Origin of the sequence: Bartonella bennetti (assembly GCF_045945445.1) — a bacterium.
Classification (GTDB): Bacteria; Pseudomonadota; Alphaproteobacteria; order Rhizobiales; family Rhizobiaceae; genus Bartonella.
In genome coordinates, this window is sequence record NZ_CP174576.1 from 57,087 (window position 1) to 81,284 (window position 24,198).

The 24,198-nt window shown below is 36.0% G+C and carries 21 protein-coding genes; 20 read left to right on the plus strand and 1 reads right to left on the minus strand.

Annotation, left to right across the window (positions count from 1 at the left end; genetic code table 11):
- The first annotated feature begins 52 nt into the window (after nt 1-52).
- The 17 genes from gshB (at nt 53) to ACJTDF_RS00340 (ending at nt 20,169) form a co-directional block, all read left to right on the plus strand.
- Nucleotides 53-991: a glutathione synthase gene (gene gshB / locus ACJTDF_RS00260; protein ID WP_407965630.1), complete on the plus strand. Its 939-nt coding sequence runs from the start codon at nt 53-55 to the stop codon at nt 989-991.
- A gap of 95 nt (nt 992-1,086) precedes the next feature.
- Nucleotides 1,087-2,130 carry a PstS family phosphate ABC transporter substrate-binding protein gene (locus ACJTDF_RS00265; protein ID WP_407965631.1) on the plus strand — a complete coding sequence of 348 codons (1,044 nt, stop codon included), beginning with the start codon at nt 1,087-1,089 and terminating at the stop codon, nt 2,128-2,130.
- Nucleotides 2,131-2,192: 62 nt separating this feature from the next.
- On the plus strand, nt 2,193-3,641 hold the full coding sequence (gene pstC / locus ACJTDF_RS00270) for a phosphate ABC transporter permease subunit PstC (protein WP_407965632.1): 1,449 nt from the start codon (nt 2,193-2,195) through the stop codon (nt 3,639-3,641).
- Complete coding sequence (gene pstA / locus ACJTDF_RS00275) at nt 3,638-4,930, plus strand: phosphate ABC transporter permease PstA (RefSeq protein ID WP_407965633.1); 1,293 nt, start codon at nt 3,638-3,640, stop codon at nt 4,928-4,930. The genes pstC and pstA overlap by 4 nt, the downstream gene beginning before the upstream one ends.
- Nucleotides 4,931-4,970: 40 nt before the next feature.
- The gene (gene pstB, locus ACJTDF_RS00280) at nt 4,971-5,729 is read left to right on the plus strand and encodes a phosphate ABC transporter ATP-binding protein PstB (protein WP_249677184.1); all 759 of its coding nucleotides are present in this window, start codon (nt 4,971-4,973) and stop codon (nt 5,727-5,729) included.
- 27 nt (nt 5,730-5,756) lie between these two features.
- Nucleotides 5,757-6,473, plus strand: a complete 717-nt coding sequence (gene phoU, locus ACJTDF_RS00285) for a phosphate signaling complex protein PhoU (RefSeq protein ID WP_249677105.1) — start codon at nt 5,757-5,759, stop codon at nt 6,471-6,473.
- 475 nt (nt 6,474-6,948) lie between these two features.
- On the plus strand, nt 6,949-7,797 hold the full coding sequence (locus tag ACJTDF_RS00290; protein ID WP_407965634.1) for a cell wall hydrolase: 849 nt from the start codon (nt 6,949-6,951) through the stop codon (nt 7,795-7,797).
- A gap of 32 nt (nt 7,798-7,829) precedes the next feature.
- On the plus strand, nt 7,830-9,077 hold the full coding sequence (locus ACJTDF_RS00295; RefSeq protein ID WP_407965635.1) for an aminopeptidase: 1,248 nt from the start codon (nt 7,830-7,832) through the stop codon (nt 9,075-9,077).
- A gap of 29 nt (nt 9,078-9,106) precedes the next feature.
- The gene (mutM, locus tag ACJTDF_RS00300) at nt 9,107-9,982 is read left to right on the plus strand and encodes a bifunctional DNA-formamidopyrimidine glycosylase/DNA-(apurinic or apyrimidinic site) lyase (RefSeq protein WP_407965636.1); all 876 of its coding nucleotides are present in this window, start codon (nt 9,107-9,109) and stop codon (nt 9,980-9,982) included.
- A gap of 74 nt (nt 9,983-10,056) precedes the next feature.
- Complete coding sequence (locus ACJTDF_RS00305) at nt 10,057-11,451, plus strand: M20/M25/M40 family metallo-hydrolase (protein ID WP_407965637.1); 1,395 nt, start codon at nt 10,057-10,059, stop codon at nt 11,449-11,451.
- On the plus strand, nt 11,444-12,064 hold the full coding sequence (locus ACJTDF_RS00310) for a ribonuclease D (RefSeq protein ID WP_407965638.1): 621 nt from the start codon (nt 11,444-11,446) through the stop codon (nt 12,062-12,064). Before ACJTDF_RS00305 ends, ACJTDF_RS00310 begins: the two co-directional genes overlap by 8 nt.
- A 626-nt stretch (nt 12,065-12,690) precedes the next feature.
- Nucleotides 12,691-13,017, plus strand: coding sequence for a hypothetical protein (locus ACJTDF_RS00315; protein WP_407965639.1), 327 nt, complete (start codon nt 12,691-12,693; stop codon nt 13,015-13,017).
- 396 nt (nt 13,018-13,413) lie between these two features.
- Nucleotides 13,414-14,250 (plus strand): outer membrane protein, encoded by an 837-nt coding sequence (locus ACJTDF_RS00320; RefSeq protein WP_407965640.1) that lies wholly within the window; start codon nt 13,414-13,416, stop codon nt 14,248-14,250.
- Nucleotides 14,251-14,396: 146 nt separating this feature from the next.
- Nucleotides 14,397-15,209 (plus strand): outer membrane protein, encoded by an 813-nt coding sequence (locus ACJTDF_RS00325; RefSeq protein WP_407965641.1) that lies wholly within the window; start codon nt 14,397-14,399, stop codon nt 15,207-15,209.
- Nucleotides 15,210-15,339: 130 nt separating this feature from the next.
- On the plus strand, nt 15,340-16,224 hold the full coding sequence (locus tag ACJTDF_RS00330; protein WP_407965642.1) for an outer membrane protein: 885 nt from the start codon (nt 15,340-15,342) through the stop codon (nt 16,222-16,224).
- A gap of 251 nt (nt 16,225-16,475) precedes the next feature.
- Nucleotides 16,476-19,391 (plus strand): isoleucine--tRNA ligase, encoded by a 2,916-nt coding sequence (gene ileS, locus ACJTDF_RS00335; protein ID WP_407965643.1) that lies wholly within the window; start codon nt 16,476-16,478, stop codon nt 19,389-19,391.
- A gap of 211 nt (nt 19,392-19,602) precedes the next feature.
- The gene (locus ACJTDF_RS00340; RefSeq protein ID WP_407965644.1) at nt 19,603-20,169 is read left to right on the plus strand and encodes a hypothetical protein; all 567 of its coding nucleotides are present in this window, start codon (nt 19,603-19,605) and stop codon (nt 20,167-20,169) included.
- A 114-nt stretch (nt 20,170-20,283) separates the two neighbouring features.
- Here ACJTDF_RS00340 and ACJTDF_RS00345 read toward each other — a convergent pair whose 3' ends face one another.
- Nucleotides 20,284-20,736, minus strand: a complete 453-nt coding sequence (locus ACJTDF_RS00345; protein ID WP_407965645.1) for a nucleoside deaminase — start codon at nt 20,734-20,736, stop codon at nt 20,284-20,286.
- Nucleotides 20,737-21,005: 269 nt separating this feature from the next.
- Here ACJTDF_RS00345 and ACJTDF_RS00350 point away from each other — a divergent pair, with 269 nt between their 5' ends.
- The 3 genes from ACJTDF_RS00350 to ACJTDF_RS00360 all read left to right on the plus strand — a co-directional run bounded on the left by ACJTDF_RS00350 (nt 21,006) and on the right by ACJTDF_RS00360 (nt 24,180).
- Complete coding sequence (locus tag ACJTDF_RS00350; RefSeq protein WP_407965646.1) at nt 21,006-22,373, plus strand: pseudouridine synthase; 1,368 nt, start codon at nt 21,006-21,008, stop codon at nt 22,371-22,373.
- Nucleotide 22,374: 1 nt separating this feature from the next.
- Entirely contained in the window at nt 22,375-22,929 is a 555-nt protein-coding gene (rsmD, locus tag ACJTDF_RS00355; RefSeq protein ID WP_407966191.1) for a 16S rRNA (guanine(966)-N(2))-methyltransferase RsmD, read from the plus strand.
- Nucleotides 22,930-23,346: 417 nt separating this feature from the next.
- Nucleotides 23,347-24,180, plus strand: coding sequence for a patatin-like phospholipase family protein (locus ACJTDF_RS00360; protein WP_407965647.1), 834 nt, complete (start codon nt 23,347-23,349; stop codon nt 24,178-24,180).
- The last annotated feature ends 18 nt before the right edge of the window (nt 24,181-24,198 follow it).

Genomic DNA, 24,198 nt, shown 5'->3' on the forward strand with positions numbered 1-24,198 from the left:
TAAGTTTATGTTTTCTTGACTAGTCCGCATTCAGCGGTAGGAGATTTTATTAATGAAAATTGCTATTCAGATGGATCACATTGCGACTCTTAAAATTCACGGAGATACTACGTTTGCACTTGCTTTGGCCGCTCAAGAACGTGGACATTCTCTATTCCATTATACACCGGACCGCTTATTTATACACGATGGGTGTGTGATTGCACGGTTAGAGCCACTAACTGTGCGTGATGAAGAAGGATATCACTATCAATTAGGTGAGTCTGTGCGCACAGAATTGGTAGATATGGACGTAGTTCTGTTACGACAAGATCCTCCTTTTGATATGAATTATATTACCACTACTCATTTTTTAGAACGTATTCATCCTAAGACACTAGTTGTGAACGATCCGGTATGGGTGCGTAATAGCCCGGAAAAGATTTTTGTTACTGAATTTTTTGATTTGATGCCAGAAACACTCATTACAAAGGATATTGAAGAAATAAAGGCATTTAGATCTATGTTTGGTGATATCATTATTAAGCCACTTTATGGAAATGGAGGGGTGGGTGTCTTTCATTTAAAAAACGATGATCGCAATTTCGCCTCACTTATTGAAATGTTTGAAAAAAGTTATAAAGAACCTTTTATTGTGCAGCGTTATTTAGAGAGCATACGAGAAGGAGATAAACGAATTATTTTGCTTGATGGTGAACCGGTTGGGGCAATTAATCGGATTCCTATAGCTACTGATGTTCGTTCTAATATTCATGTTGGAGGGCGCGTAGAATGTGTTGATTTGACAGAACGTGATTATGAAATTTGTGCACGTATTGGCCCATCTTTGAAAAAACGTGGTTTACTTCTTGTGGGAATTGATGTGATTGGAGACTATATAACTGAAATCAATGTTACATCTCCTACAGGCATTCGTGAAATTAAACGCTTTGGAGGTGCAGATATAGCTTCTCTTTTTTGGGACATTGTTGAACTTAAACGTTTAAATTAAAGATGACTAAAACATACTTTATTATAAAAAGAATTGTAAACGTCATTTTTTATTTATCATACGATTGATGTGAATTAAATTTAAAGGAATTATAGATGAGCAAATTATTATCAATTGGAATAGGTTTTGTTTTCTCTATTATATTATTGATTGATATTAGTTATGCTCGCAATCGAGTTCATATTGTAGGTTCATCGACGGTTTTGCCTTATGGGAAAATTGTTGCTGAGATCTTTGGAGAGATATACTCTAATTTTAAAGTTCCTATTATTGAATCCGGAGGTTCAGGAGCTGGTATTAAGGAATTCTGTCGTGGTATTGGTAATAATACAGTTGATATTGTTCATACTTCGCGGGCAATGAAGCCAGATGAATTACGATCTTGTTTTAATACTGGCGTAAAGGATATTGAAGAAATGCGTATTGGGTATGATGGTATTGTTTTTGCAACAGATATCAATGGTCCTGATTGGAAATTACAACCAGTAGATTTTTACAGAGCATTAGCTGCGCAGGTTATTGTTGATGGAAAATTGCAACCAAATAAATTTATGAAATGGAGTGCAGTCAATAGTGATCTTCCTGATTGGACAATTACAGCTTATATTCCTGGCGAAAAGCATGGAACTCGTGAAGTTTTTGAAGAAAAGGTGCTTGCTGTTGGTTGTAAAGCCAGTGGTGCGGTTGAGCAGATGAAGGCTTTGGGAATGAGTGATAAGGCCATTAATGCTGCTTGTATTGCTGTCCGTAAAGATGGGAAAGCTATTGATATTGATGGTGATTATTCTGAGACATTTGCTCGTCTTACTTCTGGTAAAACAGGGATTGGGGTTTTTGGTTTGTCTTTTTATGAAAACAATGCAGATAAACTTAAGGTTGCATCTATTAATGGTATTTATCCAAGTGTCGAAACAATTTCTGATGGCTCATATTTGATTTCACGCCCATTGTTTTTTTATGTTAAGAAATTGCATTTAAACATTGTTCCAGGTATGCAGGAATATATTGATTTGTTTCTTTCTGATCAAATGATTGGTTTACATAGTCCGTTAGCTGAATACGGCTTAGTTCCTATTTCTGAAAGAGAAAGACAGGTGCAACGAGATGCTTTTTCTTCTGGCAAAGTCATGGTTTTGTAATAATTTTCTGCGTTGATGATGTGAAATTCTTTTATGTTTTTTTATAGAAATTGAAAAATAAGATGCCTGTTTCTTTCATTATTTTTCTCTTGTTGATTTTTAGTATTGTTGGCTTTTGCATTTCTTATATGCGAGCTCGTTTCTTTGAACGTTCAGGATTTAAGATGCATTCTCGTGCACATTATTATGGTTGGTGGACATTTTTAATAACTATTATTCCAGCTCTGATTTTTTTAATTTTTTGGAATAGTGGTAGTTCTGCTTATTTGGAATATATTGTTTCACGAGAACTAGAAGCATATATGGTGCCTACGACAGAAATAGATAATCGTAGACTTATCGGCAGGTTAAGCAAAATGATACCTCACTTTCAAGGAGCTCTTACTGCTACTGTATATGAGAGTGTGAGAAACCAATTATTAGCGCAAGGGTTTGTTTTGCCTTTAATAGTGCCGGATTACATGTTGAAAGTTGCAGAGTTATGGCACTTTTTTTATGATAAATTGCAATTTATTGGTCATATTTTGTTTTTTATTATTATACTTTGCTGTTTTATTTTTGGTATTATGCAAGTTTCTCCGCGCCAACGTGCCCGTAATAAAGTTGAGCGCTTGATTGTTATTGGATTGGTTTGTGCATCTACAATTGCTATTTTAATAACAGTTGGTATTGCAATTTCTATGTTCTTTCAAACAATGAATTTTTTTCAATCTGTATCATTTTCAAATTTCTTTTTTGGAACAGTATGGGATCCTCGTTTTTCAATGAATCATGCAGACAATAGTGTGGGACAATTTGGTTTAATACCGCTATTAGCTGGTACACTTTATATTGCTTTTGTCGCTATGCTTTTTGCTGTACCTATTGGATTATTTTCTGCTCTTTATATGGCTGAATATGCTTCAACTCGATTACGGTCGATTGTGAAACCATTATTAGAAGTACTTGCTGGCATTCCAACTATTGTGTACGGTTTTTTTGCTTTGAAAATTGTTGGGCCTTTTCTACACAATCTTTCATTGTCTCTTTCTGGTGGGATTAGTTTTATTATGGCTCAAAGTGTTTTGACAGCTGGTATTGTCATGGGAATTATGTTGATTCCTTTTGTTTCATCTCTGTCAGATGATATCATTACTGCTGTCCCACGTTTTTTACGTGAAGGCTCTTATGGTTTAGGAGCAACACAATCTGAAACAATTAAAAAAGTAGTTCTACCAGCTGCACTTCCTGGGATTATAGGAGCACTTCTGTTGACAGCGTCACGTGCAATTGGGGAGACAATGATTGTGGTGTTAGCGGCTGGTGTTGCAGCAAATTTCACTTTTAATCCATTTGAAGCGATGACTACAATGACGGTTAAAATTGTCAATCAATTAACGGGTGATTTTGAGTTTAATGCTCCACAAACACTTGTGGCTTTTGCTTTGGGGATGACGCTTTTTATTTTGACTCTTTTAATGAATATTCTAGCTCTTTACATAGTGCGTAAATATCAGGAACGATACGAATGAGTGAAATTTTTTTTTCGCATCATCGTAATATTGGTCTCAGAGGTCGTTATCGAGCTGAGCGTCGTTTCCGCGCTTATGGTTTAAGTGCTATCTTTATTAGTTTGTTTTTTTTGGCAGTTCTTTTATGGTCTATTGTTAGTCAAGGTTATACAGCTTTTTTTCAAAGCGAGATGATTTTGTCGGTTTATTTGGATGAAAAAGTGATTGACCCTAGTGGTCATCGTAAGAGTGATCCAAAAATATTGATAACTGCTAATTACCCACTTCTTGTACGGAATGCTTTGGCGAAAAAACTTGGGGTAGATCACAATGATCAGATATCTATGCGTGATGTTAACCGTATGTTTTCGCAGAGCGTTCGCGTTCAGTTGCGTGATATAGTGATAAAAAATCCAAACTTAATTGGAACGACGCAAAAAGTTAAAGTTTTAGCAGCATCAGACATTGATTCGGCCTATAAAGGGCAAATTGATTTACATGTACCAGAAAAAAATCGTAAAATTTCTGATCAACAGATAAAATGGATGAAATATTTAATTAATGACGGTACTCTTTATAAGACTTTCAATCGTCATTTTTTTACATTTGGTGCATCAAGTCGTCCTGAGACTTCGGGATTAGGTGTCGCAATAATTGGTTCTTTTTATATGATGATTATTGTTTTAGTAATTTCATTGCCAATAGGGATAGCGACAGCTCTTTATCTTGAAGAATATGCACGAAAAAACAAATTTACAGATTTTATTGAGATTAATATTAATAATCTTGCTGCTGTTCCTTCGATTGTTTTTGGTCTTTTAGGGCTTTCTGTTTTTATCAATTTTATGGGAATGCCGCGTTCAGCATCTTTTGTTGGAGGGCTTGTTTTAGCTCTTATGACGTTACCAACAATTATTATTGCTACGCGTTCTGCTTTACGAGCTGTTCCATTCTCTATTCGTGCAGGAGCTTTAGGATTAGGTGCATCGAAGACGCAGATGGTTTTTCATCATGTTATTCCTTTAGCCGCTCCTGGTATTTTGACAGGTACAATTATTGGTTTGGCTCAAGCTTTAGGTGAAACAGCACCTTTGCTTTTGATTGGGATGGTTGCTTTTATTGTAGATATTCCTGTGACACCAATGGATCCAGCAACAGCTTTGCCTGTTCAAATTTTTATGTGGGCAAGTGAAGCAGAACGTTCTTTTGTTGAGAAGACATCAGGTGCTATTATTATATTAATGATTTTTCTTATTTTTATGAATATTTCAGCTGTTCTTTTGCGCCGACGGTTTGAACAACGTTGGTAATTTTGGAGAGTTTATGTATAAAACTGAGGTTGAATCTAGTATGAAGATCAAGATGCGCGGTCAAGATGTTCGTGTTTTTTATGGAAAGAAAGAGGCTATTCATGGCATCACTCTTGATATTATTGAACATCAAGTCACTGCATTAATTGGACCTTCAGGTTGTGGAAAATCGACTTTTTTACGATGTTTTAACCGTATGAATGATACAATTGAAGGTGCTAAAGTAACAGGTTTGATTACTTTAGATGAGGAAGATATTTATAACTCACGTATTGATGTTGTAGAATTGCGTGCACGTGTTGGAATGGTTTTTCAAAAACCTAATCCTTTTCCAAAATCTATTTTTGAAAATGTTGCTTATGGGCCACGTATTCACGGTTTAGTGAAATCTCGTACTGAATTACAGGATATTGTTGAAAAAAGTTTGATACAAGCGGGATTATTCGAAGAAGTGAAAGATCGCCTTCATGGGCCAGGAACGAGTTTATCAGGTGGACAGCAACAACGTTTATGTATTGCACGTGCTATTGCTATAAGTCCTGAAGTTATATTGATGGATGAGCCCTGTTCAGCTCTTGATCCAATTGCGACAGCGCGTATTGAAGAGCTGATCGATGCGTTGAGACAAAATTATACAATTGTTATTGTGACACACTCTATGCAACAGGCAGCACGTGTTTCTCAATATACGGCTATGTTTCATTTAGGGCATTTGGTCGAAGTTGGTGCAACAGAAATGATGTTTACTTCACCAAAAGAGCAACGGACGCAGGATTATATTACTGGGCGTTTTGGGTAAGTGAATTGAAGGGTATAAGGTACTATCATGAGCCATATTGTTCATTCTTATGATATAGAATTAGAATATTTGGAATCCAAGATTTCGGAAATGGGATGCCATGCTGAAAGAATGATTGAACGTGCTGTGGCATCAATTGTGTGTGATGATTCTGAGTTAGCGGCTACAGTTATTGCCGATGATTTATTTTTGGATGAAGCAGAACGTGATCTTGATGAAAAAGCGATTACCATTATTTGTAAACGCCAACCAATGGCTGTTGATTTACGTGAAATTGTTGGTGCTATCCGTATTGCTTCTGATCTTGAGCGAATTGGAGATATGGCGAAAAACATTGCAAAGCGGACAGTTGCTATTTCGGAAACACGTCAACCTGCAGCTTTTTACCGTGGGCTTGAAACAATTACAGCTTTAGCACGCAATCAGTTAAAGGAAGTCCTTGACGCTTATAGGAGTCGTTTATTAGATCGCATTGATGCAGTACGTGAAAGTGATGATAAAATTGATGCTTTGTATACATCTCTTTTTCGTGAACTTTTAACTTATATGATGGAAGATATGCGTAATATTACAGTTTGTACACACTTACTTTTTTGCGCAAAAAATATTGAACGGATTGGTGATCATGTTACTAATATTGCTGAAACACTTCATTATATTATTACAGGCCATCATATGACGTCTGGTCGTCCCCGTGATGATATGACGTATAAAGTTGGAGTAAGTGAGAAGAAAACAGATTAGGCTTTTTTATTTTAAATGAACCGATTATTAAAGAGGGATGGACTTTGTTGTTAACAGGCATGCCCTATAAGACTTCTAAGTCTGTTTTGAATTGCATTTGAGACTGGCAAAATTTTATATATCTACTCAGCTTTATTTTTTTTGTGTAAAAAATTTTTGGATGGTGCTGAGGTGTGAATGTTTATTGGTTATCGAATACTCTAGTAATTGTGGAGATATTAGTCTTGTAAGGTTATGTTTGAAACTTAAGAATAGCATAATGTTTCATTGAATCATTTAGGCAATGAGAGATGTTTTAAATTAAGATTTTTTTATTGTTTTTTGTGTATAAGCGTTTTTTGATGATTAGATTATATGTGTTAAAAATTAACTGAAAAATTAGCAATTAAGCAATTAATTGTATACTTTTTTGATTTGTATTTAAAAATTCATTTGAATTTTTGATATTTGAAGACATAGGAACGTATTTTGTAAAATGAAAAAAAATCAGTGGGTTATTATTATTCTTTGCGTTATATCGTCCGTTATTGCAGGGTGCTCCTCAAATCATGTGAATCTTCAAAAAGCGAGCGATTATAAAAAAACTAAATCAGTTGAGTATTCATTGACAGAACGCGAATGTCTTATGCGTGCAATGTATTTTGAATCAAATCGTTCAAGTCGTGAGGGAATGATTGCTGTTGGAACGGTTGTTATGAATCGTGTAAATTCAAGTGCTTATCCAAAGACTATTTGTGGTGTTGTTGGTCAGCGCAAGCAATTTGCTCCGGGTGTTTTAACACGCCCTATGCTTGAGAAAGCATCTGTTGCTCGTGTTAAAGAGGCTGCCGATGCTGTTTTACGTGGTGAGCGAGATAAGAAAAGTAAAAATGCTATGTTTTTTCATACTGCTGGTTTATCATTTCCTTATAAAAATATGCACTATGTTCGTGTCGCGGGAGGCAACGCTTTCTATGAAAAACGTTCGCATGATGGATCGCTTCAAGTTCCTGTGAATGACCGTCCTTATGATGTTGCGTTTGCTTTTTCTCAAGAACGTTCTGGTAATATGCCCAACTTTATGAATTCAAGTGTAGACAGTAGAGAAATAAAAACAGAAGAAATACAGGAAGTACCTGTTTCAATAGAGATTGCACAAGCAGATAAAGAGAGTTCTGTACCTTTTGTTGTTGCACAGCTTGATAAAATCCCTATTCCTATATCTGCACCTCGTCGTGAAGATGAGCTACGAGAAAACACAACAATTTTGGCGTATGCTATGCCTTCAACGCACCAGTTAAATGCAGTTGTTGCAATGTTAGAAGAACGATATAAGAGTCGGTAATTTTTTTGTAGTTAAAATAAGAGATGAGGGTTATGCGTTTTGATTCTGATGAGATGATTTCTCCTGAAATGCTTGACCGCCTTGCAGAAGTCACAATAAAGGTGGGGCTCAATTTACAAGAAGGGCAGGATCTTGTTTTGACAGCTCCAGTTACAGCTTTACCTTTGGTTCGACGGATAGCTTATCATGCTTATAAAGCTGGTGCTGGCGTTATTACACCATTGTTTGGTGATGAATCATTATCACTTATCCGTTTTGAAAATGCGCATTCTGCTAGTTTTGATTGTGCACCTTCTTGGCTTTATGAAGGAATGGCAAAAGCATTTGAAAATGGAGCTGCACGTTTGGCAATTGTTGGAGATAATCCGTTGTTGCTTTCCAATCAAGATTTGAATAAGGTTTCACGTTTGAATAAGGCTACTTCAATAGCTTATCAGCCAGCTCTTAATAAAATATCGAATTTTGCGATTAACTGGTCAATTATTGCTTATCCAACAGCGGGATGGGCTGCAGCAATGTTTCCTGATTTGCCTCTTGGTGAAGCAATTCAGAAATTAGCAGAAGCTATTTTTTCTGCTTCACGTGTGACACAGGATAATGCTGTATATGCATGGCATGCGCACAATGCTAATTTAAAACAACGTTCATCTTGGCTTAATGAGCAACGTTTTATTGCTTTGCATTTTACAGGTCCAGGAACCGATTTAATGGTTGGTTTAGCTGATGAACATGAATGGCATGGAGGTGCCTCGATTGCTCAAAATGGCGTTGTCTGTAACCCTAATATTCCTACTGAAGAAGTATTTACAACCCCTCATGCTTATAAAGTTGATGGTTTTGTTCGTTCAACGAAGCCACTTTCCTATCAAGGAATGCTCATTGATAATATTGAAGTGCGTTTTGAAGCAGGACGTATTGTCAATGCATCGGCTTCAAAGGGACAAGAAGTTTTGCAAAAAGTTTTACAAAGTGATGAGGGTGCTAGTCGATTGGGCGAAGTCGCTCTTGTTCCCCATTCTTCACCTATTTCTAAGAGCGGTTTACTTTTTTATAATACGTTGTTTGATGAAAATGCTGCATGTCATATTGCTTTAGGGCAATGTTATTCTAAGTGTTTTTTAAATGGAGCAGCATTGACGACAGAAGAGATTGCGATGCGTGGTGGGAATAAGAGTATTATTCATATTGATTGGATGATTGGATCAAATGAAATCAACATAGACGGTATTAGGCAGAATGGTGCAAAAATTCCTGTATTTCGTCAGGGTGAGTGGGCTTAATTTATACATATGAAATCATTGGGGAGATAATGCCTGAACTTCCTGAAGTAGAAACAGTTCGCCGTGGACTTGATCCGCTTTTAACTGGCGCAAAAATTATATCTGTTAAAATTAATCATAAAAATTTGCGTTTTCCTTTTCCAGAAGCATTTTCTGAGCGATTAGTGGGTAGAACGATCATAAAACTTAGTCGTCGCGCGAAATATTTATTATTTTATCTTTCACATAATGAAACAATTTTGAGTCATTTAGGTATGTCAGGATCGTGGCGTATAGAGGATGAATTTTTAAGAAAAGAGCATTCTTCTATAGGCAAATTAGTTGCGCATGATCATTGTATTATAAATGTTCAAGCAAAAGATGATAAAATTTATCGTCTCACTTATAATGATGTTCGCCGTTTTGGTTTTATACTTTTAACAGATACAACAAAGCTTTATGAACATCCACTTTTAAAAAGGCTAGGGGTTGAGCCTATGAACAATACGCTTTCTGGTGCTTATTTAAAAAAAGCTTTTGCCAATAAAAAAACATCTCTGAAAACAGCTTTGCTTGATCAGTCTATTGTTGCTGGCCTGGGGAATATTTATGTTTGTGAAGCACTTTGGCGTAGTCATTTATCACCACAGCGTCGTGCATTTACATTGGCATTAGAAGATGTATATATGCTGGAATCTGCAAATTTTCTTGCACAAAATATATGTAATTTGATTACTGAAGCAATTATTTCTGGGGGGGCTTCTTTACGTGATTATATGCATGCAGATGGTTCACTTGGATACTTTCAACATTATTTTTCAGTTTATGGACGTGAAGGAAAAGAATGTTTGAATTGTAGGGGAGCTATTGTGCGTATTTTACAGTCAGGGCGTTCAAGCTTTTATTGTCCACAATGTCAAAAATGAATAATGTGTCTTGCAAAATTCTGTAACAAGCTTAAAGTCACATCTATAATTTTCGAAGATTGGAAGGTTTTTTTATGCTTAATAAAGTGTTAGAGCATCTTGATAGGAATCTAGAAAAAAATCTTGAACATCTTTTTTCTCTTTTACGTTTTCAATCTATTTCTACAGATCCAGCATATAAAGATGAATGTCGTAAAACAGCTGATTGGCTGGTGGAAGATTTGAAGAGTATAGGTTTCACAGCGTCACGCCGTGATACACCTGGTCATCCAATGGTTGTTGGTTATCATCCAGGACCTTGTGATGATTGTTTGCATGTATTATTTTATGGGCATTATGATGTGCAACCAGTTGATCCACTGGATTTATGGGAGAATAATCCGTTTGAGCCTTCTTTAAAAGAGAAAAATGGAAACAAGATTATCTGTGCTCGAGGTGCCTCAGATGATAAAGGTCAGCTTATGACTTTTATTGAGGCATGTCGTTCTTTTAAAGAGGAAACAAAACAGCTTCCTGTAAAGGTTACTATTTTGTTGGAAGGTGAAGAAGAAAGTGGTTCGCCTTCACTTATTCCTTTTTTAAAGGAAAATATTAATGAACTGAAGGCTGATTGTGCATTAGTTTGTGATACCTCAATGTGGGATGCGAATACACCATCGATTTCTGTCGGTCTTCGAGGGATTTTAGAGGAAGAGATTATTGTTACGGCAGCTAATTGTGATCTGCACTCAGGTTATTTTGGAGGCGCAGCAGCTAATCCTATTCGCATTTTAACTAAAATTTTGGCAGGGCTTCATGATGAAAATGGTGGAGTAACACTTCCTGGATTTTATGATGGTGTAGAAGAGACACCTTTACAAATTTTACAATCATGGGATAAACTTGGTTGTAATGCTGAGACATTTCTTAATCCTATTGGTCTTTCTATTCCTGCTGGAGAAAAGGGACGGAGTCTTTTAGAACAAATATGGGCTCGTCCTACAGCAGAGATTAACGGCATTAGTGGAGGATATGAGGGCGAAGGATTTAAGACGGTGATTGCTTCTCAAGCGTATGCAAAAGTTTCTTTTCGTTTAGTGCATAAGCAGAATCCAGAAAAGATACGCCAAGCTTTTCGTAATTATGTGCACTCTCTTATTCCTGCAGATTGTAAAGTTGCATTTAAAGAGCATGGTGCTTCTCCAGCAATTCAACTTTCTTATAAGTCGCCTTTTATTCAAGTAGCACAAGACGCTTTATTTCAGGAATGGGGGACGCCTGCTTTATTAACGGCTATGGGGGGCTCTATTCCAATTGTTGGGGACTTTCAATCAATTTTTAATATGGAAACTATTTTAGTTGGATTTGCATTAGCTGATGATCGGATTCATTCACCTAATGAGAAATATAATTTAAAATCATTTCATAAGGGGCAAAGATCTTGGGCACGCATTCTTGCTGCCTTAGCAAACAGGAGAATAAATGGCTGAGATTCGTATTCATCAAGGTGACTTACCAAATTTGGATAATTATTGTGTTGATTCTGTTGCAATTGATACCGAAACTTTAGGGTTGCAACCACACCGTGATCGTTTATGTGTGGTTCAACTTTCTTCTGGGGATGGTACTGCTGATATTATACAGATTGCTAAAGGACAAAATAGAGCTCCTAATTTAGTTGCATTGCTTGAAGATAAAACAATTACGAAAATATTTCATTTTGGACGTTTTGATCTTGCTATTTTAGCGCATACATTTGCTGTGATGCCCGATGTTGTTTTTTGCACAAAGATTGCCTCAAAACTGACGCGTACTTATACGGATCGGCATGGATTGAAGGAAATTTGTAGTGAATTATTGAATGTTAATATTTCTAAACAGCAACAATCATCAGATTGGGCAGCAGATGCTTTATCGCGTGCACAAATTGAATATGCGGCATCCGATGTTTTATATCTACATCGTTTAAAAAGTATATTTGAAGAACGTTTAAAACGTGAAGAACGCGAAGATATTGCAAAAGCGTGTTTTCAATTTTTGCCTGTAAGAGCAAAGCTTGATCTTTTGGGATGGTCAGAAGTTGATATTTTTGCACATGTTTGAGCTTTAAAATTTATTTCTGAGATCGGAAACAGAAGAAATGGTTGATATCGTTATACAGAATATCTGTACATTACAAATTTTTCTTTATCCATTTTCCTATATCATTTTGAGCATTGTCAACTGTCATTTTTACAAAAAGTAAAACATATTATGTTTTTTATAAAATATGATAGTAGGTTACAAATGAATCTTTTATGAAGATGAGATTTTGTGTCGTTGTTAGGGTTATCTTTAGGAATACGGCTGGTAAGTGAATGTGCTATTCAGAAAAATGAATTTGGTAAGGTATTTTTCAAATCAAGTTGAACTTATGAAAAGCTTATTGGATTGGTGATGAGATAGATAAAATAAAAATATCTTCTTTTTTTCTAGGGTTACCGTTAATTTTAAAGTGCTAAGCGATAACATTATTCAGATCTTATTTAAAATTTAAAATTTTCTTTACTAATGATTTTTGCATTGGTGAATTTCGTAAATTTTAATGTGTTATGAGGGTAATTTATAGGAAGAGCTTATCAAAGACAGGGCTTTTGTTTTTTCTATGCGTACATCATTTTTTTGTAGATATGTGTTATGAAATGATTTATAAAAGATACGTTTTGTATTTTATTGCATGGAGATAAGTTATGAATATAAAGTATTTTATTACAGTAACGAGTTTCACTATGATGACAGCTTCTACAGTTCAAGGATCTGATCTTAAAGAGGAGATACCGCTTATTTCTTCAACTTTTCGTGTTAGTGAATGGAATAAGAAGTCTTTAAAAGATTTTTTTCTAGTTTATGGTCATAGTGTTTACAGTAAATGGGAAGAAATAACAGAACCAGTGCGTGTGATTTTTGCATCGAATGATTCAAGAAAGATAAAATGTAAAAAAAAGAAAGGACCAGAGACAGCTAATCACAGGAAAAAAAGACCTAGTTTATCTAAGTTAAGTCCATTGGGTTGGTAGTTGATAGGTGTGCGGTTTATACGTGTGTTTTTTTTGGGGATAAATTTTGTTATCACTGGTTGCGGAGGTTTAATTTTGTTTCTAGTCAGTGAGAAAAGTGGGTGGCTAGAAGAATATTCTTGATAACTGAATATAACTCAAGATGTGATTTAATTATATTCATGATATTGTTGATTGCGTAATAATCAATATTACTCGAATTTTAGTAATTTAAGAAATTTTGGAAATAGCGAGCTTTATGGCTACAATATTATATTTTTAGATCTACAAATAAGAAAAAACAAAAATTATCGCATATAATTATGGTTTTTTTATGTCTGTATCATTTTTGCTACAGATCTTTTGAAAGAAGTGTGTAACATATATGTCCATGAATATTAGCTATGGAGCAAATTTATGAATATAAAATGTTTAATGACGGCATCTGTTGTTGCTTTGATGACGGCTTCTGCGGCACAAGCAGCGGATATTACAGTTCCTCAAGAAGTAGGAGAAACAATTGTTGTTGCTCCAGCTTTTTCTTGGACAGGTTTTTATTTTGGTGGCCAGATTGGTGGTTTTTCTAGTAAGACTTCTTTCAGTAGCCGTGACAGTGATGATCTTGATAAATGGAATCCGGTCAATAAAGCTTTGTCGTCTAAGCCTTCAGGTTTTATGGGTGGTTTTTATGCAGGTTCGAATGTTGATTTAGGAAACGGCCTGATTCTAGGTGTTGATACGGATGTTGTTCTGTCTGGACAGAAAGACACAAAAGAACACACAGTGGCAGTTGAATTAAAAGATCCAGACGCAAAAAAACAGAGAGAAGACAAGCCAGAGAGTGAAAAAGACGCTGAAATTACGAAATATAATCATACTTTAAAAGAGAAGTGGGCTGGTGCTACACGGGTTCGTATTGGTTTTGCTGCTGATCGTATTATGCCTTATGTCGCTGGAGGTGTTGCTTATACACAGGTTCAAGACACTCTTGAAACATCAGTTAGTCAGGGGAAAATGCCTGTACAAAGAGCTGATGAAAAAGAACCTTCTAGTCAAACAAGTACAGTTGATGAATCAAAAACAATGATTGGCTATACTCTTGCTGCTGGTGTTGATTTTGCTATGACTGACAATGTAATGCTTCGTGCAGAGTATCGTTACTCAGATTTCGGTAAAAAGAAATTGCATAATGACAAATTTGAAGTTAGTTATAAAGCCAATGATTTCCGCGTTGGTGTAGCTTACAAATTCTAATTTATTATAAAATTTAAGTCACAAAGAGGCCCTGTCAGAGATAGGGCCTTTATTTTTTCTGCGAAAGTATCATTTGAGCTACAGATATTCGAAATAAAGTATTTTATAAAATACGGTTTGGGTAATTAGAATTAGGAGAATATTGTATGAATGTAAGATATTTAATGATGACTTTTATGGGGGCTTTTATTCCGGTTTCTATAGCGCAAGCAGCTGACATTATAAGACCGCATCAGTCACAGAGCTATCAACCAGTTCCGTTGATTGCATCTTCTAGCAATTTTTCTTGGACCGGTTTTTATATTGGTGGTCAGATTGGTGGTTTTTCAGGTGAAGCTACCTTAAAAGGTAGAGAGGATGAAGGAGAAGAGTTTTCTAAATTGCTATCACCTGAGCTTTCAGGTTTTATAGGGGGTGTTTATGCAGGTTCGAATGTTGGTTTGGGCAAAGACCTTATTTTAGGCATTGATACTGATATGGTGTGGTCTGGAAAAAAATATACAAAAGTGATTAATGTACCAGAAAGCATTGCAGAGAGCAAAAGTTACAGGATAACTAGTGGTGATGAGGGTAGATTTAACTATATCTTAAAAGAAAAATGGGCAGGTGCTACGCGGATGCGTGTTGGTTTTATAGTAGATCGTGTGATGCCTTATGTTTCTGGTGGTGTTTCTTATGCGCAGCTTCAAAATGTTTTTGAAGTAAAGAAAGGAAATACAGTTAGCAATGGACAGGCTAATAAACAAAGTGTAGATATAAGTGAAGTGAAATTAGATGAAACGAAGATTCTAGTTGGTTATAGTATTGGTGGTGGTATTGATGTTGCAATGACTGATAATGTTGTTATGCGTGCCGAGTATCGTTATTCAGATTTTGGTAAAAAGAAATTTGCGGAGGAAAATGGTGAGCTTAGTTATAAAACCAATGACTTTCGTGTCGGTGTAGCTTATAAATTCTAGTTTATTGCAAGATTAGATTATAAAGAATCTCTGCTTCAAAGCAGAGATTTTTTTATTGTGTTATTTTTACTACAGATTTTCAATTAAGTATATATAAAATACGCTTCGCAATTTACATGGAGGTAGATCTATGAGTGTTAAGTCTTTTTTTGTTATACTAACTATTACTTCAGCGTGTGTTTCCATAGTGCAAGCGTCAGAGCGTATGTCATTTCAAGAACCAGTATCGTCATCAACTGCTTCTCAGTTTTCTTGGACGGGTTTTTATATTGGCGGTCAGATTAGTAATTTTTCAAGTACGGTTACTGCAAGGGCTGTGGATCTTGAATTGCCTCTAATAGATAGTAGGGATGGTAATAAAAATGATAAATGGTATGCAATTGATTCGATTTTTTTGCCTAAACCCTTGGGTATAAGGAGTGGTGTTTATACGGGTCTCAATATTGGTATTGGTAATAATCTCATTGTAGGTGTTGATACGGATATAATGTGGTCCGAAAAAGAAGATAGCCGAACTGTTATCATTGATAATGGTGGTATACCAATGTATCGGAACAGGAGCTTAAATGGAAGTGGGAAGGTGATATTTAATCCTTTAGGAAGTCACAGAAATAAGAGCGCGATGTATCATCATATTCTTAAAGCAAACAGTGCAGAAGGGGGTGTCACCATTTTAAATCACACTTTAAAAGAAAAATGGACTGGTGCTACGCGGGTACGTATAGGTTTTTCTGCTGGTCATATTATGCCTTATATTGCTGCTGGTGTTTCTTATGTGGACCTTAAAGATACTTTTTCGATATCATTAATTGAGAGAGAGGCTGAGACAATTGAAGGAAAGAAAATGGTTGGTTATACCTTTGGTGGTGGTGTTGATGTTGCAATGATTGATAATGTTGTTATGCGTGCCGAGTATCGTTACTCAGATTTTGGTAAAAAGAAATTTGCAAAAGGAGAAGTTGAGCTTGGTTATAGAACCAATGACTTTCGTGTCGGTGTAGCTTACAAATTCTAGTTTATTGAGATTTAAACTTTCATTATAACAAGGCTCTACTTATGTAGGGTCTTTTTTTTAAGAGTTATTTTTTTGTTTTCTTTTTTAATGGTTTCATGATAAAGCCACGTAATTTGTGGTATTATATATTCTTGATCACTGCTGAGTACGAATTATTAGTCTAGCTTCCTTCATAGATTAGATAACTATATTTTCAGGGTTCAGGGAAATGATAAAAATAAAATAGTAAAAGTGAACAGGAATATTTCACAATGTCTGTGAAAAATGAAGTAATAGATTACTCAAAAACTCTTTATTTACCCAAAACTGATTTTCCTATGCGTGCAGGTTTGCCGCAAAAAGAGCTTGAATTAATAACACGATGGGAAGAGATAGATCTTTATACTCAATTGCGACAACAAGCGAAAGATCGTCCACCTTACATTCTTCATGATGGTCCACCTTATGCAAATGGCAATATTCATATTGGGCATGCTTTAAACAAAGTTTTAAAGGATGTTATTGTTCGTTCGTTTCAAATGCGAGGTTTTAATGCGAATTATGTCCCTGGTTGGGATTGTCATGGACTTCCAATTGAGTGGAAAATTGAGGAAAAGTATCGCGCTCAAGGGAAAAACAAAGATGATGTTCCTCTTAGTGAATTTCGTCAGGAATGTCGTGATTTTGCGCAGTCTTGGATAATAGTTCAAAGTGAAGAATTTAAGAGACTTGGCATTGTGGGGGATTTTAAAAATCCTTATACGACGATGGCTTTTCATTCGGAAGCACGCATTGCTAGCGAATTGATAAAATTTGCCATGTCTGATCAACTTTATTGTGGTTCAAAACCTGTGATGTGGTCTGTTGTTGAGCGTACAGCTTTGGCTGAAGCAGAGATTGAGTATCATGACCATGAATCTGATGTGATCTGGGTTAAATTTCCTATTTTGGAAACGCGTTCTTGTGATTTATGTGATGCCTATGTTGTGATTTGGACAACAACGCCATGGACAATTCCTGGTAATCGTGCGGTTAGTTACTCTTCACACATTTCTTATGGTGTTTATCTTGTTGAAAGTGCAGAAAATGATTTTGGTTCTCAGGTTGGGGAAAAACTTCTTTTTGCTGATGCTTTAGTTGAGAGTTGTGCAGAAAAAGCAAAACTTATTTTAAAGCGTTTGCGTTCTGTGTGCGCTGATGAACTTAAAACTCTTATTCTTTCTCATCCACTTAAAGGTTTAGCTGGGGGGTATAACCATAGGATTGCGATGCTTGATGGCTCCCATGTGACAGAGGATGTTGGTACAGGTTTTGTCCATACAGCACCTAGCCATGGGCGTGAGGATTTTGAAATTTGGAATGCTTATAGGTCTGTGTTGGAGCAAGCTGGTATTGACACTACTATACCTTTTCCTGTTGATGATGCAGGTTTTTATACGAAAGATGTCCCGGGTTTTGGACCAGATCGTAAAGAAGGAGCTATCCGTGTTATTGATGATAATGGAAAAATGGGTAATGCTAATAAAGAAGTTATTAATGCTTTAATAAAAGCAGGGCTATTATTTGCACGTGGTCGTTTAAAACATTCTTATCCGCATAGTTGGCGTTCAAAAAAACCAATTATTTTCCGTAACACGCCTCAATGGTTTATTGCAATGGATAAAGATCTTGGTGATGGTTCAACCTTACGTAGCCGAGCTTTGGAAGCTGTTATGATGACACGTTTTGTTCCACCTTCCGCTCAAAATCGTTTGGTTTCTATGATTGCAGATCGTCCAGATTGGGTCCTTTCTCGTCAGCGTGCTTGGGGTGTTCCAATTTGTATTTTTGTTGATGAGGAGGGGGTTATTCTTAAAGATGAGCAAGTGAATAAACGTATTTTAAAAGCTTTTGAAGCAGAAGGGGCAGATGCGTGGTTTGCAGAAGGAGCTCGTGAACGTTTTCTAGGTGAACGTGTCCATGAAACTTGGACACAGGTCTATGATATTTTAGATGTTTGGTTTGATTCTGGAGCGAGTCATAGTTTTGTATTAGAAGACCGTGCTGACTTGAAATGGCCTGCTGATGTTTATTTTGAAGGATCTGACCAACATCGTGGATGGTTTCAGTCTTCTCTTTTAGAAAGTTGTGGAACACGAGCTTGTTCACCCTATAAAGCTGTTGTTACACATGGTTTTACTTTGGATGAGAATGGCAAAAAAATGTCTAAGTCTTTGGGCAATACAATTATGCCACAAGATATCATTAAAACATCTGGTGCTGATATTTTTCGTCTTTGGGTGGCGACAACTGACTATTGGGAAGATCAGCGTTTGGGTAAAAAGATTCTTCAAACGAATGTGGATTCATATCGCAAATTGCGGAATGCAATTCGTTGGATGCTTGGCACTTTAGTTTATGATGAAGGAGAAGAAATACCCTATTGTACGCTACCAGATCTTGAAAAATTGATATTGCATCGGCTTTATGAACTTGATCAGTTGATTAATCGGTCCTATGATGAGTTTGATTTTAAGAAAATTATGCGTGCATTATTAGATTTTTCAATCGTTGAATTATCGGCGTTTTATTTTGATATTCGTAAAGATACTCTTTATTGTGATCCGCCTTCATCAAGAAAACGTAAAGCCTCTTTACAAGTCATTCGTGAAATTTTTGATCGAATGGTAACGTGGCTTGCTCCAATGTTACCTTTTACAATGGAAGAAGCTTGGTTAGAGCGTTATCCAGAAAGTTGTTCGGTGCATTTGCAGCAGTTTCGTCCTGTGTTAGCAGAATGGAAAAATGAACTTTTAGCAGAGCGTTGGAAAAAAGTCCGACAGGTTCGTAGAGTTGTGACGGGTGCTTTAGAGATTGAGCGAGCAGATAGACGTATTGGGTCATCTTTAGAAGCAGCACCTATTGTTTTTATTTCTAATCCGGTTTTATTAGAATCTTTGGACAATTTAGATATGGCAGAGATTTGTATTACCAGTGCTCTAACAATCGTTCAAGATATACCTCCTTCAGATGCTTTTGCTTTGAGCGATGTTGAAGGTGTTGGTGTATATTCGAATAAGGCTGTGGGTATTAAATGTGCTCGATCATGGCGTTATACACAAGATGTTGGGAGTGATCCCAATTATCCTGATGTCTCTGCCCGTGATGCAGCTGCTTTACGAGAATTAAAAGCACTTGGCAAAGTTTAAAAGATTCAACCTATTTTAGTAGAAGATGCTTTGAGCAGGGCAGTGTGAAAGGGCGGTATTCGATAGTTTTAACATCACTTAAATTCTATCATTGATGGAGAGGAAATTTATGTTAGAAATAAAATGTGTTGTTTTATCTATGAATAGGCAATTTGTACGTTATTGGCAGTATAATGTCAGTGAACTGTGCGCTTAGGAAAGTGGGTGAGCAATGAATAAATATGCAATGAAAATATTTTTAGCAAGTACGCTGAGTGTATGTTATATATTGACGGGGTGTAATTTATCTGGTCCTACTTACGGTACGGATAAAACAGTTTCATTACAATTTTTTGATGATATAACTAATCTTGCTTCGTTAAGATCAAAAAATAAGAATAGTCAGCTTGTGATGAAACAGCGCCGGCAACTTGTATTTCCAGAACCTAATGCGCATGTAGTTTTACCTCTACCTCAGGTGGATAGTACGGAGATTAATTCTCATAATGAGATAGAGATGTCAGAGCAGTCTCAGAAAAATTTTCGAAATGGAGTAGGAGCTAATAAAATGCATTCTAATGGTAAGGTTTCTTTTTCTCCAGATAAAAAAGTAGTAACAAGAGATCATGCAAATTTTGATGATCCAAAGGGTGTTGTACAGCTTAATGAAAAACAACAACGTGAGGAATATTTGCGTCGGAGAAAGGAAGCTGTTGGTGGGAATGCAAATTATCGTCGCTACCTTAGTGAGCCACCTTTAATTTATCGTCAACCAGCAGTAACTGCACCTGCGGAATAAAAAGAAAAATAAATAAAAAAATGAGACAAGAAACCGCAGTTTGCAAGTAGGAAGCAGTAAGAAAAAAAGGGTTTTTGTTGTTTAAAGATTAGGGTATTTAGATTGAAGTAAAGTTTATTCTTGATGTCGTTTTTGTATGAAAAAGTCTTTAAGCAATTGAGAGGCTTCTTTTTCTTTAAAACCAGAATAAACATTAGGTTTATGATGACAGGTTGATTGTTGGTAGAAACGCGGTCCGTGTTCAATAGCGCCGCCCTTTGAATCTTTGGTTGCATAATACAAGTTTCTTATGCGTGCAAATGAAATGGCTGCGGCACACATAGCGCATGGTTCGAGTGTTACATAAAGATCGCATTCAGGAATTCTTTCACTTTTGAAGATTTGACAAGCTATGCGAATAACACGCATTTCCGCGTGTCCTGTAGGATCATGTGATTTTTTTGTGTAATTTCCAGCACGCGCAATGATTGTTTGACCATGTGTGATAACTGCTCCTACGGGAATTTCATCTTGTTTTTTTGCTGATTGTGCTTCTAAAAGAGCTATTTCCATAGGAGTAAGTCTCATATTATTCTTCCGTTGAAGTATAAGTAACTAAAAAGTTATATTACAGAGGTCTATGAAGTGAGCAAGTTTTTTTTATTATTATACATTGTGCAATGAAAGGGTTTCATTACGTCTTAAAAGTGTTTAGAGCTACCTTAAAAGTAAATGGGGACTAGGAATTAAATGATAGAATATGATGAACGATTGCACTTCTCCTCTTTTCAGAATAAACGACATAGTGTGCATGATAAATTTTCTATACAATTAAAAAAAATCGAAATGAAAAGAAAATGAGTGAAAAAAGTGAAAGTGAAAGAATTGCTAAAAGATTAGCACGTGCCGGATTAGCGTCACGGCGTGATGCAGAGATGATGATTGCTGCAGGTCGTATTGTTGTTAATGGTGCAGTTGTAACTACACCTGTTTTTAATGTTACTCGCTCTGATGTTATTACAGTTGATGGTAAGTCTTTACCCCCTATAGAACGAACACGGTTATGGCTTTATTACAAACCAACAGGGCTTGTTACAACCAATCGTGATCCTCAAGGAAGACCAACAGTATTTGATAATTTGCCAAAAGGTATGCCTCGTGTTCTTTCTGTGGGGAGGCTTGATATTAATACAGAAGGACTTTTGCTTTTAACCAATGATGGTGGTTTAGCACGTGTATTGGAGCTTCCTTTAACGGGATGGGTACGCAAATATCGGGTTCGTGCTCATGGAAAAGTTAAACAAAGTGCACTTCAAGATTTAAAGAATGGTATTGCAGTTAACGGGATTTTTTATGGTTCAATTGAAGCTTCGATTGAACGCGATCAGGGATCAAATGTATGGCTTTCTGTAGCTTTACGTGAAGGAAAAAATCGTGAAATTAAGAATGTTTTGGGAGCTTTAGGGTTATCGGTGAATCGTTTAATTCGCGTGTCGTATGGTCCATTTCAATTATCTGATTTAAAAGAAGGTGCAGTTCGTGAATTAAAAGGCCGAATGTTGCGTGATCAATTAGGAGAGCGTTTGATTTTGCAAGCTAATGCGGATTTTGATGCGCCTATTCTTAAACCTTTTTCAAATTCTGCTGTTGTTGAAAAACAAAACAGTACAAAAGCTCCTGTGATTAAGGATAATTGGATTATCTCTAGCAAAGAAAGTCTGTTATATGGAAAAAAAAGAAAATTTTCTGGGCATAGTCAGGCACAATTAAGTAAAAAAATTGATGAAAAATTAAGAGGGAAAGATCAAAACAAGGACGGCAAGGAAGAGCGTTCTTTTTTACGTTCACGTTGTTCTAATGTTTGGATGGCTCCTGGTGCTTGTCCGCAGATTACACGTAAGAAGTCCTCTTCTAATGCAGATAATCATCATGATCGTAAGAGCAATTGGATTGATAAGAAATCTACCGATAGAGGAAAGGAAAAACGAGTAGAAAAAGATAAGTGTATTGATTTTTCTAAAAAACGCAGCAAAAAAACTTCCGTTGAATCACGTATTCTTAGCAAAAAAGATCAATTATTTAAAAGGGAGGGGAAGGTTATTAAAGATGATCATGATGGATATTTTTTAAATAATGAACGGAAATCTAGGTTGTTTGATAAGACCATGAAACAGTTTAAGAGATATGATCATGGTGCAAGAATATCTAAGCGATCCGGAGGATAACGTGCGAGTTATCGGCGGTAAGTTTTCAGGGCATGTTTTGGCAAAACCTCTTGGTCGATCCATTCGCCCAACAAGTGATCGTACGCGTGAAAGCATTTTTAATATTCTTACGAGTCGGGAAGAAAATTTTTGGACAGATAAGCGTGTTCTTGATCTTTTTGCAGGTACTGGTGCTTTAGGGATTGAAGCGCTTTCACGGGGAGCAAAGGCAGCTGTTTTTGTTGAAAATTCAATAGAGGGACGTAGTTTAATTCAAAAAAATATTGAAACTTTGGGGTTACAAGGCGTTGGGCGAATTTTACGCCGTGATGCAACCAAACTTGGAAATATTGGGACAATACGTGCATTTGATGTTATTTTTGCAGATCCTCCTTATGGTTGTTCTTTAGGTGAGAAGGCTTTTATTCAAGCTCTTAAAGGAGGATGGGCAAAAACTGAAACATTTTTTGTTCTTGAAGAGACAAAAGAAGCGATTATTAATTTGCCTGATCTATTTCATTTGGATGATGAGCGTTTTTATAGTGATACAGTAATACGGATCTATAAACTTCAATAGTAATTTACACTTGAGAAATTTTTTCTCTATAAAGTCAAACAAGATTATTTTGCATAGTTTTACCATATTTCTTTATGGAGAAGTTGTTTCGTTATTGCAGAATTTTTTCCAGTTTAGTTAAAGATTTTGAGAGAAAGAAAATAGCTGTTTTTTGCAATTGAATAAAAAAATTTGTTTCAAAGTTTCGTTTTAGCTAATGGATTAAAGCAAGCATGATTGAAGAATTGGTATTCGAGTTATCATACAGATTAATTTCGCATTATTTAAGATTAGTGGATGAACTAAAAGGAAGATAAAGATTGCATATTTTTTATTGTCGTTTCTAAGAGACTTCTATAAACATAAGAGAAAGTAATCATAGGAGACAACGTTTTTTGTACTTACTTGGGAATTAAAGCATGATGTAGGAGAAATAGAGTGAAAATTGGTTTGGCATTCGGTGGTGGAGGAGCTCGTGGTTTAGGTCATCTTCCAGTTATTGGGGCATTTGAGGATTTGGGTTTGAAACCAAATGTTATTGCAGGATCTTCTATCGGTTCTATTGTCGGTGCTGGTGTAGCTTTTGGAATGACAGAGACTGATTGGAAAGAGTATTGTCTATCAACTTTTTCTAACTCAAATGATATTTTGAAGCGTTTATGGTCTTTAATACCAACGTCATGGAGAGAGTTTTGCGAATGCAGTTTGCATCTTTTTCAATTTAATTTGGAGTTAATTTTAGAAAATTTTTTACCATTGAACTTTCCGCGAGATTTTTGTGCATTAAAAATACCTTTTTGTGCTGTAGCTTCAAATTTAAAAACAGCAGAGATGGTTGTTATTCAAGAAGGAGATTTGCGTTCTGCTTTGGCAGCTTCTTCTGCTCTTCCTGGTTTATTTAGGCCTGTTTTACGCAATCATGATTTTTTGATTGATGGGGCGGTTTGTAATCCAGTACCTTTTGATTGTTTTACTGAACCAGTTGATCTTTCAATTGGTATTGATGTTACAGGACTTCCAATTATTGAATGTAAAAATGGACACCTTTCAGTTTCTGAAAGTCTTGTTGCTACAGGTATTATAGGACAACAAGCGCTTGTGACAGCACGTTTGCAGTCTGCAACGTTAGATCTTTTATTATGCCCTCCTGTTAATGGGATACAAATTTTAAATTTTTTTGAAGTCAAAGAAATTTTACAACGTGTAGAGCCTTTTCGTGAAAAAGCTAAGAGGCAGATTTCAGAATTAGTTGAAAGAAAAATGATACATTAGTAGCGCATAACTTTTAAC

Bases quoted from the DNA above. Each gene is read 5' to 3' on its own strand.
- pstB (WP_249677184.1), top strand. From the start codon at position 4,971: ATGAAGATCAAGATGCGCGGTCAAGATGTTCGTGTTTTTTATGGAAAG.
- ACJTDF_RS00320 (WP_407965640.1), top strand. From the start codon at position 13,414: ATGAATATAAAATGTTTAATGACGGCATCTGTTGTTGCTTTGATGACG.
- ACJTDF_RS00315 (WP_407965639.1), top strand. From the start codon at position 12,691: ATGAATATAAAGTATTTTATTACAGTAACGAGTTTCACTATGATGACA.
- ACJTDF_RS00295 (WP_407965635.1), top strand. From the start codon at position 7,830: ATGCGTTTTGATTCTGATGAGATGATTTCTCCTGAAATGCTTGACCGC.
- gshB (WP_407965630.1), top strand. From the start codon at position 53: ATGAAAATTGCTATTCAGATGGATCACATTGCGACTCTTAAAATTCAC.
- ileS (WP_407965643.1), top strand. From the start codon at position 16,476: ATGTCTGTGAAAAATGAAGTAATAGATTACTCAAAAACTCTTTATTTA.
- ACJTDF_RS00265 (WP_407965631.1), top strand. From the start codon at position 1,087: ATGAGCAAATTATTATCAATTGGAATAGGTTTTGTTTTCTCTATTATA.
- pstC (WP_407965632.1), top strand. From the start codon at position 2,193: ATGCCTGTTTCTTTCATTATTTTTCTCTTGTTGATTTTTAGTATTGTT.
- mutM (WP_407965636.1), top strand. From the start codon at position 9,107: ATGCCTGAACTTCCTGAAGTAGAAACAGTTCGCCGTGGACTTGATCCG.
- ACJTDF_RS00330 (WP_407965642.1), top strand. From the start codon at position 15,340: ATGAGTGTTAAGTCTTTTTTTGTTATACTAACTATTACTTCAGCGTGT.
- ACJTDF_RS00290 (WP_407965634.1), top strand. From the start codon at position 6,949: ATGAAAAAAAATCAGTGGGTTATTATTATTCTTTGCGTTATATCGTCC.
- ACJTDF_RS00325 (WP_407965641.1), top strand. From the start codon at position 14,397: ATGAATGTAAGATATTTAATGATGACTTTTATGGGGGCTTTTATTCCG.
- ACJTDF_RS00340 (WP_407965644.1), top strand. From the start codon at position 19,603: ATGAATAAATATGCAATGAAAATATTTTTAGCAAGTACGCTGAGTGTA.
- ACJTDF_RS00310 (WP_407965638.1), top strand. From the start codon at position 11,444: ATGGCTGAGATTCGTATTCATCAAGGTGACTTACCAAATTTGGATAAT.
- ACJTDF_RS00345 (WP_407965645.1), bottom strand. From the start codon at position 20,736: ATGAGACTTACTCCTATGGAAATAGCTCTTTTAGAAGCACAATCAGCA.
- pstA (WP_407965633.1), top strand. From the start codon at position 3,638: ATGAGTGAAATTTTTTTTTCGCATCATCGTAATATTGGTCTCAGAGGT.
- ACJTDF_RS00305 (WP_407965637.1), top strand. From the start codon at position 10,057: ATGCTTAATAAAGTGTTAGAGCATCTTGATAGGAATCTAGAAAAAAAT.
- ACJTDF_RS00350 (WP_407965646.1), top strand. From the start codon at position 21,006: ATGAGTGAAAAAAGTGAAAGTGAAAGAATTGCTAAAAGATTAGCACGT.
- phoU (WP_249677105.1), top strand. From the start codon at position 5,757: ATGAGCCATATTGTTCATTCTTATGATATAGAATTAGAATATTTGGAA.